The sequence below is a fragment of the Pseudomonas lactucae genome, assembly GCF_016937615.1.
GTDB lineage: Bacteria > Pseudomonadota > Gammaproteobacteria > Pseudomonadales > Pseudomonadaceae > Aquipseudomonas > Aquipseudomonas lactucae.
In genome coordinates this window covers 26,300-37,038 of the sequence record NZ_JAFHKI010000154.1, presented here as the reverse complement: position 1 = coordinate 37,038, position 10,739 = coordinate 26,300, and the positions used below count along the sequence as shown (strand labels likewise).

Sequence of the window (10,739 nt, the reverse complement as noted above, 5' to 3'; positions counted from 1 at the left end):
CCCTCCCACGTTTTGACTGCATTTCAAGTTGCAAACCGAATCACATAGCAGGGGTTTTCAGGCCGTTTCAACGGCCTTTTTTTTCGCCTGGCGACTTATAAATCTCATATGCATTTAAAGAATAAACAAATGAAAAAATAAGATTTATAGATATATGAATCTGCTGGTAAGGTCTGTTTCATCTTGGCGCCATCGCCCACCCAGCGAACCGCCGGCACTTGCTCAAGGAATTCCTGCATGTTGGTCGTCACACTCGGAGGCAGTCCCAGCCAGCGTTCCCGCTCCGGGGTCTTGCTGGAGAAAACCCGTCAATGGTTACAAGACAAAGGCGTTGAGGTGGTGAGTTACCAGGTACGGGACTTCCCGGCCGAAGACTTGCTGCATGCGCGCTTCGACAGCCCCAAGGTCATCGACCTGTTGCAGCAAGTGGCTAATGCGGATGGCTTGGTGATAGCAACGCCGGTCTACAAGGCCTCGTTCTCCGGCGCGCTGAAAACCGTGCTCGACCTGCTGCCCGAACGCGCCCTGGCGCACAAGGTCGTGTTGCCGATGGCCACTGGCGGCAGCATCGCCCATATGCTGGCGGTGGACTACGCGCTGAAGCCGGTGTTGTCGGCCCTCAAGGCCCAGGAATTGCTCCACGGGATCTTTGCCGAAGACAGCCAGATCGCCTATGGCGAAGGCAGTGCCCAGGCGCAGTTGGTGCCGGTGCTTGAACACCGTTTGCATGAGGCGCTGGAAACGCTCTACAGCGCCATGGCCCGTCGCCCGAAACCGTTGGACCCGCATGCATTGAATGACCGTTTGCTGACGGCTCGCTGGAGTATCTGAGCCTTACCCACTTAAGAAACACTCACCTTACTCAGCCGCCAACGGCCAAGCAGGTGCAGCCAAAACCCTAAACGCATATTTGGAGAGAGCGCCATGCGCACTGTCATCTTGCGTCGTGGTCTGGTCGCACTGTTTGCTGCGGCTGTGTCCTTCGGCGCCATTGTTCAAGCCCAAGCCGCCGAGACCCTGCGGATCGGTTATCAGAAATACGGCACCCTGGTGCTGCTCAAAGCCAAGGGCACCCTGGAAAAACGCCTGGCGGCCCAAGGCGTTCAGGTGCAATGGACCGAGTTTCCCGGCGGCCCGCAACTGCTTGAGGGCCTGAACGTCGGCTCCATCGACTTCGGCGTTACCGGCGAAACCCCGCCGGTGTTTGCCCAGGCTGCCGGTGCCGATCTGCTCTATGTGGCCTACGAGCCGCCGGCGCCGACCAGCGAAGCGATCCTGGTGCCGAAAGACTCGGCGATCAAGTCGGTGACCGAGCTCAAGGGCAAGAAAATCGTGCTCAATAAAGGCTCCAACGTGCACTACCTGCTGGTACGTGCCCTGGAAGATGCAGGCCTGAAATACACCGACGTACAAACCGTGTTCCTGCCGCCTGCCGATGCCCGCGCCGCGTTCGAGCGTGGCAGCGTGGACGCCTGGGTGATCTGGGACCCGTACCAGGCCGCCGCCGAGAAACAGCTGCAAGCGCGCACCTTGCGTGACGGCACCGGCATTGCTGACAACCACCAGTTCTACCTGGCGACCAAGCCGTATGCCGAGCAACACCCGCAGGTGATCAAGGCGCTGGTGGAAGAAGTACGCGCGGTGGGCGAATGGTCCAAGGCCAATCCGCAGGAAGTCACTGAACAAGTCGCGCCGCTGCTTGGCCTGCCGGCTGACATCACCCTGACCTCGGTGAAGCGCCAGGGCTATGGCGCGTTGTTCCTGACCCCGGAAGTGGTCGCCGCCCAACAGAAAATCGCCGACAGCTTCTATCAACTCAAATTGATCCCCAAACCCTTGAGCATCAAGGACGTGATCTGGACACCACCCGCCGCGGTGGCCAACGCGCCGTAATCCGATTTCTTCAGGAGACAACTCCATGAGCCTCAATATTTTCTGGTTCCTGCCTACCCACGGCGACGGCCACTACCTTGGCACCGCCGAAGGCGCACGCGCCGTCGACCACGGTTATTTGCAGCAAGTGGCCCAGGCCGCTGACCGCCTGGGTTTTGACGGCGTTTTGATCCCCACCGGGCGCTCCTGCGAGGACTCGTGGCTGGTGGCCGCGTCGCTGATCCCGGTGACCCAGCGTCTGAAATTCCTTGTCGCCCTGCGCCCCGGGATCATTTCCCCGACGGTGGCGGCGCGTCAGGCCGCGACTCTGGATCGTCTGTCCGGCGGCCGGGCATTGTTCAATCTGGTCACTGGCGGTGATCCGGAAGAATTGGCCGGTGATGGCTTGTTCCTCAGTCACGAAGAGCGTTACCAGGCTTCGGTCGAGTTCACGCGCATCTGGCGCCGCGTGCTGGAAGGTGAAACCGTGGACTACGACGGCGAGCACATCAGCGTCAAAGGCGCCAAATTGCTCTATCCACCGATCCAGCAACCGCGACCGCCTTTGTACTTCGGTGGTTCTTCCGAAGCCGCTCAGGATTTGGCTGCCGAGCAAGTGGAAATGGTGCTGACCTGGGGCGAGCCACCGGCTGCGGTTGCCGAGAAAATCGAGCAGGTACGCGCCAAGGCCGCCAAGCTTGGGCGCACGGTGCGCTTCGGCATTCGTCTGCATGTGATCGTGCGCGAAACCAACGATGAAGCCTGGAAAGCCGCCGACAAACTGATCTCCCATCTGGATGACGATACCATCGCCCGCGCCCAGGCCTCCCTGGCGCGCTTCGATTCGGTCGGGCAACAACGCATGGCGGCCTTGCATGGCGGCAACCGCGACAATCTCGAAGTCAGCCCCAACCTGTGGGCCGGCGTCGGCCTGGTGCGCGGCGGTGCGGGTACCGCGCTGGTGGGCGATGGCCCAACCGTTGCGGCGCGGGTCAAGGAGTACGCAGCGTTGGGCATCGATACCTTTATCTTCTCCGGTTATCCACACCTGGAAGAATCGTATCGGGTCGCCGAACTGCTGTTCCCGCACCTGGATATCGAACGTCCCGAGCTGCCGAAAAGCGCCGGTTACGTGAGCCCGTTCGGCGAAATGGTCGCCAACGATATCCTTCCCAAAGCCGCGTCACAGAGCTGAGGCGGCGTTATGAGCTATGAAAAACTGAGTCATCGCGTGGCGCCCTGGGTGCTGCCGATTCTATTGCTGGCGGTGTGGCAGTTGTCGGTGTCGGCGGGCTGGTTGTCGACGCGTATTCTGCCGGCCCCCAGTGCCGTGATTGAGGCTGGGGTCAACCTGGTGCGCAGCGGCGAAATCTGGACGCACCTGGCTATCAGTGGCTGGCGGGCCGGCCTGGGCTTTGTGATCGGTGGCAGCATCGGCCTGGCGCTGGGGTTTATCACCGGCCTGTCGACGTGGGGCGAACGCCTGCTGGACAGCTCGGTGCAGATGATCCGCAACGTGCCGCACCTGGCGTTGATCCCGCTGGTGATCCTGTGGTTCGGGATCGACGAGACTGCGAAGATTTTCCTGGTGGCCCTCGGCACGCTGTTTCCGATCTACCTGAACACCTATCACGGCATCCGCAACGTCGACCCGGCGCTGGTGGAAATGTCGCGCAGCTACGGCTTGTCCGGTTTCAGCCTGTTCTGGCAGGTGATCCTGCCGGGGGCGCTGCCGTCGATCCTGGTGGGCGTGCGCTTTGCCCTGGGCTTTATGTGGTTGACGCTGATCGTGGCGGAAACCATCTCCGCCAGCTCGGGCATCGGTTACCTGGCGATGAACGCCCGTGAGTTCCTGCAAACCGACGTGGTGGTGCTGGCCATCGTGATGTACGCGATCCTCGGCAAGCTGGCTGACCTGGCGGCGCGTGGCCTGGAACGTGTGTGGCTGCGCTGGCACCCGGCGTATCAAGTGAAAAAAGGCGGTGCGGCATGACGGCTCAAGAACCTGCGCGTTTGCTGAAGGGGATTCCCCTGGCGGTGCGCAAATTGCGCAAATCGTTTGGCGCGCGCCTAGTGCTCAAAGAGATCGATCTGCACATTCCGGCGGGCCAGTTCGTGGCGGTGGTCGGTCGTAGCGGGTGCGGCAAAAGCACTTTGCTGCGCCTGCTGGCCGGCCTGGACAAAGCCAGCGGCGGCGAGTTGCTGGCCGGTTCCGCGCCGCTCGGCGAAGCGATTGAAGACACGCGGCTGATGTTCCAGGAAGCGCGTTTGCTGCCTTGGAAAAAAATCATCGACAACGTGGGCCTGGGCCTCAAGGGCGATTGGCGCCCCAAGGCTCTGCAGGCCTTGGAAGCGGTCGGCCTGGCCGAGCGCGCCAATGAATGGCCGGCGGCACTGTCCGGCGGCCAAAAACAACGGGTGGCCCTGGCGCGCGCACTGATCCACCAACCGCGCTTGCTGTTACTCGATGAACCCCTGGGCGCGCTGGATGCCCTGACCCGCATCGAGATGCAGCAACTGATCGAAAACCTGTGGCGCAAGCACGGCTTCACCGTGTTGCTGGTGACCCACGACGTCAGCGAAGCCGTGGCGATTGCCGACCGAGTGATCCTGATCGAAGACGGCGAAATCGGCCTAGACCTGATCGTCGACCTGCCACGCCCACGGGCCCGTGGCTCCCATCGTCTGGCGGCGCTGGAAGCCGAAGTGCTCAACCGTGTGCTGTCGTTGCCCGGCACACCGCCGGAACCCGAACCTGTTTCACCGCTGCCTACGCAACTGCGTTGGGCGCAATAAAGCAGCAGCAAGCTTCAAGCTTGAAGCTGCAAGGGGAAGCAAAGCGCTTTTTACTTGCAGCTTGCAGCTAACAACTTGCAGCTATTTCGACCCCAGGAGAAACCGTATGACTATTAAAGCCATCAACGTGCGTAACCAGTTCAAAGGCACCATCAAGGAAATCGTGGTCGGCGATGTGCTGTCGGAAATCGACGTGCAGACCGCCTCCGGGATCGTCACTTCGGTGATCACCACGCGCTCGGTCAAAGAGTTGGAACTGGTGATTGGCAGTGAAGTGATTGCCTTTGTGAAATCCACTGAGGTGTCGATCGCCAAGTTGTGATCGCTTTAGGCCGCCATCGGGAGCAAGTCGAATCGTCGCACCGCCCCCGATGAGGCCGGCTCAGCCAACACAAGCCTCAGCGCTTAGGCAAATACGCCGGCAAATACAGCCCCACATACGCATCAAACACCCGCATCCCTTCCTCTGCCATCCGCGGCGTGATCAGCCCATGCTGATGCACCGAACGCGCGTAGACGCGGTCGCTCAGCTCCAGCGCCAAGGCAAATACATCCACATCGCTCGGCAAGGTCGGCACTTCAAAATGCCGGTTGAACACCGCCAGCATCAAATCCCCCAATTCCAGATCGTGCTGACGATCGGCCTGGGTCACTTCGGTAAGCCCATGCTGGGCCAGGATCAGCTGTCGTGCGGCGGCATCCTGGTCATAGACGGCGAGCATGCGCTGTTCAACGATGCAGGACAGGTCGCGCCAATGCTTGAGGGCATCGTGCTCGATGGGCGCTTGAATCGCCGCGCGGAAGGCCGCGTGCACGTCTGCCGTCAACGCCTCCAGCAATGCCGGCACACTGGCGAAAAAGTGGTACACCGACGACGGCGGAATCTGCGCGCGCTCGGCCACGCTGTAGATCGATAGACCGGCCACGCCTTCGGCGGCGAGCAAGGTGCGGGCGGCGTCGAGAATCGCGTCGATCCTGGCCTGGCTGCGGGCGCGAGGTTTGCGCGGGGAGGCGGGGCGGGTGGTCATGGAAGTCTCCTACAAGGCAGCGGGCATTGTATGAGCAGGGAGGTATGTTGTCTTGCAGGCCTCATCGGGATCAAGCTCCCTCCCGATGAGGCCAACCCGGTAGCCCGAAAGAAACCCATAAAAAAACGCCACTGACCAAAGTCAGCGGCGTTCCCTTTTTACTGCTGCAACCGCTTACACGGTATGCAGGTACCAGTTGTACTCAAGGTCGGAGATAGAGTGTTCGAACTCTTCCAGCTCACTTTCCTTACAGGCGACGAAGATATCGATGTATTTAGGATCGATGTACTTGGCCATCACCTCGCTGTCGTCCAGCTCGCGCAGGGCATCGCGCAGGTTGTTCGGCAGGCTTTGCTCGTTCTGCTCGTAGCTGTTGCCTTCCACGGGCGCGCGGTTCGATCTTGTTGGTCAGACCGTGATGCACACCCGCCAGGACCGAAGCCATCAGCAGGTAAGGGTTGGCATCGGCGCCGGCCACACGGTGTTCGATACGTACGGCGTCGGACGAGCCGGTCGGTACGCGAATCGCCACGGTGCGGTTGTCCAGGCCCCAGCACGGTGAGTTCGGCACGTAGAACTGTGCGCCGAAGCGACGGTAGGAGTTGACGTTGGGGCACAGGAACGCCATCTGAGCGGGTAGGGTCTCCAGCACACCGCCGATCGCGTGACGCAATGCGGCGTTCTGCTCGGGATCCTCGCTGGCGAAGATGTTCTTGCCGTCCTTGTCCAGGATCGAAATGTGCACGTGCAGACCGTTGCCCGCCTGGCCTGGGTAAGGCTTGGCCATGAAGGTGGTGTCCATCTCATGGTCGTAGGCGATGTTCTTGATCAGGCGCTTGAGCAGTACCGCGTAGTCGCAGGCCTTGATCGGGTCGGCCACGTGGTGCAGGTTCACTTCGAACTGCGCCGGGGCACTTTCCTTGACGATGGCGTCGGCCGGGATGCCTTGCTCTTTGGCACCTTCCAGGATGTCCTGGAGGCAGTCGACGTATTCGTCGAGGTCGTCGATCAGGTAGACCTGTGTCGAGTGCGGGCGTTTGCCGGAGATCGGCGAGCGGGGCGGTTGTGGGCGGCCGTTCACGTTCTCCTGGTCGATCAGGTAGAACTCAAGCTCGAAGGCAGCGCAGATGGTCAGGCCCATGTCATCGAACTTGCTGACGACTTGGCGGAGCACTTCGCGCGGATCGGCGAAGAAAGGTTCACCTTCAAGTTCATGCATGGTCATCAGCAATTGCGCGGTCGGGCGCTTTTGCCAGGGCTCATTGCATAGGGTGTCGGGGATTGGATAACAGATTCGGTCAGCATCACCGATGTCCAGGCCCAGGCCGGTGCTTTCCACCGTCGAGCCGTTGATATCCAGGGCAAATAAAGAGGCAGGCAGGTTAATGCCCTTCTCGTAAACCTTGTGGAGGCTGGTGCGTTCGATGCGCTTGCCGCGCACCACACCATTCATATCCGCAATTAGAAGGTCTACGTACAGAACCTCAGGATGATCCTTAAGGAACGCGTTCGCTTCGTTAAGCTGAACGGCACGCGGGGGTACCGACATGATGCAACACCTTTGTTGTTAAAAATATCAATCATTGATCTTTTCTGGTTTCAGTCAACCCGAACGGCATGCCGAAGTCAAGCGAGGCCTTTTTTGCCCTAAAAAAGCGCTGCGAAGGCTTTTTTGGGGCTTTTTAGGGCGATTTTTTGGGTTCGATGGGCTTGGGACTCGCAGGCTTGAGCGGGCCGTGTTGTATTTTTTACGGGGGTGTTGTGTAAAAAAATGAACAAGGCTAAGCTCGATTCAAACCCATAACAGCAATAATACCGGGGTGCTTCATGTTTCACCTGCCGCCACTCGGCGTCTGCGCCTGCTTCAGCCAGGCGTTGTCCGCAGTCCGTTCATCCCGCGTGAATGCTCATGCACCGGCCAATATTCTTGACGGCCAGTCCCGCCTCTTCGTTGCCCTCTCATTCGTCAGTGACCGGCCCTCCTCGAGCGCGCCGATCAAGATTACGCACAACTTTGGCGTGAGGAATGCAACGCTGCAGCAAATGGCAGGTAAGCTCCTACCTCGAACGAAAAAACGACGCGGATGCTGCGTCAACCAACGCCTGGCCTTTAATGGATGCCAGGAAACCCAGCCCAGAGGCATTTATGAGTAACAACCTCGACCAGCTCACCGATTGGTTGAAAGACCACAAGATCACAGAAGTCGAATGCATGATTGGCGACCTCACCGGCATCACCCGGGGCAAGATCTCGCCGACCAACAAGTTCATCGCCGAAAAAGGCATGCGCCTGCCCGAAAGCGTGCTGTTGCAGACCGTGACCGGCGACTATGTCGAAGACGACATCTATTACGAATTGCTCGACCCGGCCGACATCGACATGATCTGCCGCCCCGACCAGAATGCGGTGTTCCTGGTGCCCTGGGCCATTGAGCCGACCGCCCAGGTGATCCACGACACCTACGACAAGCAAGGCAACCCGATCGAGCTGTCGCCGCGCAACGTGCTCAAGAAAGTCCTCAAGCTCTACGCCGACAGAGGCTGGCAGCCCATCGTGGCGCCGGAGATGGAGTTCTACCTGACCAAGCGCTGCGAGGACCCGGACTTCCCGCTGCAACCGCCGATCGGCCGTTCCGGGCGCCCGGAGACCGGCCGCCAGTCCTTCTCTATTGAAGCAGCCAACGAATTCGACCCGCTGTTCGAAGACGTCTACGACTGGTGCGAACTGCAGGAGCTGGACCTCGACACCCTGATCCACGAAGACGGCACCGCGCAGATGGAAATCAACTTCCGTCACGGTGACGCGCTGTCCCTGGCCGACCAGATCCTGGTGTTCAAGCGCACCATGCGTGAAGCGGCGCTCAAGCACGACGTGGCCGCCACCTTCATGGCCAAGCCGATGACCGGCGAGCCCGGCAGCGCGATGCACCTGCACCAGAGCATCATCGACATCGCCACCGGCAAGAATGTCTTCTCCAATGAAGACGGAACCATGAGCCAGCTGTTCCTCAACCACATTGGCGGCCTGCAGAAGTTCATCCCCGAATTGCTGCCGTTGTTTGCACCCAACGTGAACTCGTTCCGCCGCTTCCTGCCCGATACCTCGGCACCAGTGAACGTGGAATGGGGCGAAGAAAACCGCACCGTCGGCCTGCGCGTACCGGATGCCGGCCCGCAGAACCGCCGTGTGGAAAACCGCCTGCCGGGCGCCGACGCCAACCCGTACCTGGCGATTGCCGCCAGCCTGCTGTGCGGCTACATCGGCATGGTCGAAGGCCACAACCCAAGCGCGCCGGTAGTGGGCCGGGGTTATGAGCGACGCAACCTGCGCCTGCCGTTGACCATCGAAGACGCCCTGGAACGCATGGAAAACAGCAAGACCATCGAGAAATACCTGGGGCAGAAATTCATCACAGGCTATGTCGCGGTCAAGCGGGCCGAGCATGAAAACTTCAAGCGCGTGATCAGTTCGTGGGAGCGGGAATTCCTGCTCTTTGCCGTCTGATGCGCCGGGCGTGCTGCCTGCACAGCGCGCCCTTCACTGAAAAGTCTAGGAGATTGGTATGTCCAGCAACAACCCGCAAACCCGTGAATGGCAAGCCTTGAGCAGTGATCACCACCTGGCGCCGTTCAGCGACTTCAAGCAATTGAAAGAGAAAGGCCCACGGATCATCACCAAAGCCCACGGCGTGTACTTGTGGGACAGCGAAGGCAACAAGATCCTCGACGGCATGGCCGGCCTGTGGTGCGTGGCGATCGGTTACGGTCGCGATGAACTGGCCGACGCCGCCGCCAAACAGATGAAAGAACTGCCGTACTACAACCTGTTCTTCCAGACCGCTCACCCGCCGGTGCTGGAGCTGGCCAAGGCCATTGCAGGCGTTGCGCCCGCCGGCATGAATCACGTGTTCTTTACCGGTTCCGGCTCCGAAGGCAACGACACCATGTTGCGCATGGTCCGCCACTACTGGGCGATCAAAGGCCAGCCGAACAAGAAAACCATCATCAGCCGCAAGAATGGCTACCACGGCTCCACCGTGGCCGGCGCCAGCCTGGGCGGCATGACGTATATGCATGAACAGGGCGACTTGCCGATTCCGGGCATCACCCACATCGCCCAGCCGTACTGGTTCGGCGAAGGTGGCAACATGAGCCCCGACGAATTCGGGACCTGGGCCGCCAACCAGTTGGAAGAAAAGATCCTGGAACTGGGCGTGGACACCGTCGGTGCCTTTATTGCCGAGCCGATCCAGGGCGCCGGGGGTGTGATCGTGCCGCCCGACACCTATTGGCCGCGCATCAAGGAAATCCTCGCCAAGTACGACATCCTGTTTGTCGCCGACGAGGTCATCTGCGGGTTCGGCCGTACCGGTGAGTGGTTCGGTAGCGACTTCTACGACCTCAAGCCGCACATGATGACCATCGCCAAGGGACTCACCTCGGGTTACATCCCCATGGGTGGCCTGATCGTGCGCGACGACGTGGTAGCCGTGCTCAACGAAGGCGGTGATTTCAACCACGGCTTCACCTACTCCGGCCATCCGGTGGCGGCGGCGGTGGCCCTGGAAAACATCCGCATCATGCGCGATGAAAAAATCGTCAGTCGGGTTCATGACGAAACGGCACCGTATTTGCAAAAGCGTCTGAGGGAGCTGGCTGATCATCCGTTGGTGGGCGAAGTTCGCGGTGTGGGCATGCTCGGTGCAATCGAGCTGGTTCAGGACAAAGCCACCCGCAAGCGTTATGAAGGCAAGGGCGTGGGCATGATTTGCCGCAACTTCTGCTTCAACAATGGTCTGATCATGCGCGCCGTGGGCGACACCATGATCATTTCTCCGCCGCTGGTGATCAGCAAGGCCGAAATCGATGAGCTGGTGACCAAGGCGCGTACGTGCCTGGACCTGACTTTGGCGGCGTTGCAGGGCTAAGTGCTAGGCTCAGTGCGCGGTGGCTTCCGATGCTGCGTCTGGGCAGTTACAAATGTTGGGGGCCTTGGTTGAAAGCCAGCCCCTGAACTTGCCAGACTGTCGCCCTGTTTTGTTG

At 60.2% G+C, this 10,739-nt stretch carries 9 protein-coding genes and 1 pseudogene; 8 read left to right on the top strand and 2 right to left on the bottom strand.

The window, feature by feature from the left end:
* The first annotated feature begins 237 nt into the window (after positions 1-237).
* The 6 genes from ssuE (at position 238) to JWR98_RS24705 (ending at position 4,990) form a co-directional block, all read left to right on the top strand.
* Positions 238-831: an NADPH-dependent FMN reductase gene (ssuE, locus tag JWR98_RS24730; protein WP_003176788.1), complete on the top strand. Its 594-nt coding sequence runs from the start codon at positions 238-240 to the stop codon at positions 829-831.
* A gap of 93 nt (positions 832-924) precedes the next feature.
* The gene (locus JWR98_RS24725; RefSeq protein WP_205491460.1) at positions 925-1,893 is read left to right on the top strand and encodes a sulfonate ABC transporter substrate-binding protein; all 969 of its coding nucleotides are present in this window, start codon (positions 925-927) and stop codon (positions 1,891-1,893) included.
* Positions 1,894-1,918: 25 nt separating this feature from the next.
* On the top strand, positions 1,919-3,067 hold the full coding sequence (ssuD, locus tag JWR98_RS24720; RefSeq protein WP_205491458.1) for an FMNH2-dependent alkanesulfonate monooxygenase: 1,149 nt from the start codon (positions 1,919-1,921) through the stop codon (positions 3,065-3,067).
* A gap of 9 nt (positions 3,068-3,076) precedes the next feature.
* The gene (ssuC, locus tag JWR98_RS24715; RefSeq protein WP_078735125.1) at positions 3,077-3,865 is read left to right on the top strand and encodes an aliphatic sulfonate ABC transporter permease SsuC; all 789 of its coding nucleotides are present in this window, start codon (positions 3,077-3,079) and stop codon (positions 3,863-3,865) included.
* On the top strand, positions 3,862-4,668 hold the full coding sequence (ssuB, locus tag JWR98_RS24710) for an aliphatic sulfonates ABC transporter ATP-binding protein (protein ID WP_078735124.1): 807 nt from the start codon (positions 3,862-3,864) through the stop codon (positions 4,666-4,668). The genes ssuC and ssuB overlap by 4 nt, the downstream gene beginning before the upstream one ends.
* Positions 4,669-4,774: 106 nt before the next feature.
* A complete protein-coding gene (locus tag JWR98_RS24705; RefSeq protein WP_003176783.1) occupies positions 4,775-4,990 on the top strand; it encodes a TOBE domain-containing protein in 216 nt (71 codons plus the stop codon).
* 76 nt (positions 4,991-5,066) lie between these two features.
* Here the strand turns inward: JWR98_RS24705 and JWR98_RS24700 are convergent, their stop codons facing one another.
* Together JWR98_RS24700 and JWR98_RS24695 are read right to left on the bottom strand one after the other, a co-directional pair.
* Positions 5,067-5,696 carry a TetR/AcrR family transcriptional regulator gene (locus JWR98_RS24700; RefSeq protein WP_078735123.1) on the bottom strand — a complete coding sequence of 210 codons (630 nt, stop codon included), beginning with the start codon at positions 5,694-5,696 and terminating at the stop codon, positions 5,067-5,069.
* 174 nt (positions 5,697-5,870) lie between these two features.
* Positions 5,871-7,245 (bottom strand): annotated as a pseudogene (locus JWR98_RS24695) (glutamine synthetase family protein).
* 597 nt (positions 7,246-7,842) lie between these two features.
* Here JWR98_RS24695 and JWR98_RS24690 point away from each other — a divergent pair.
* Both JWR98_RS24690 and JWR98_RS24685 read left to right on the top strand, forming a co-directional pair.
* Positions 7,843-9,201, top strand: coding sequence for a glutamine synthetase family protein (locus JWR98_RS24690; RefSeq protein WP_065902296.1), 1,359 nt, complete (start codon positions 7,843-7,845; stop codon positions 9,199-9,201).
* A gap of 58 nt (positions 9,202-9,259) precedes the next feature.
* Positions 9,260-10,624 (top strand): aspartate aminotransferase family protein, encoded by a 1,365-nt coding sequence (locus JWR98_RS24685; protein ID WP_078735122.1) that lies wholly within the window; start codon positions 9,260-9,262, stop codon positions 10,622-10,624.
* Positions 10,625-10,739: the final 115 nt, after the last annotated feature.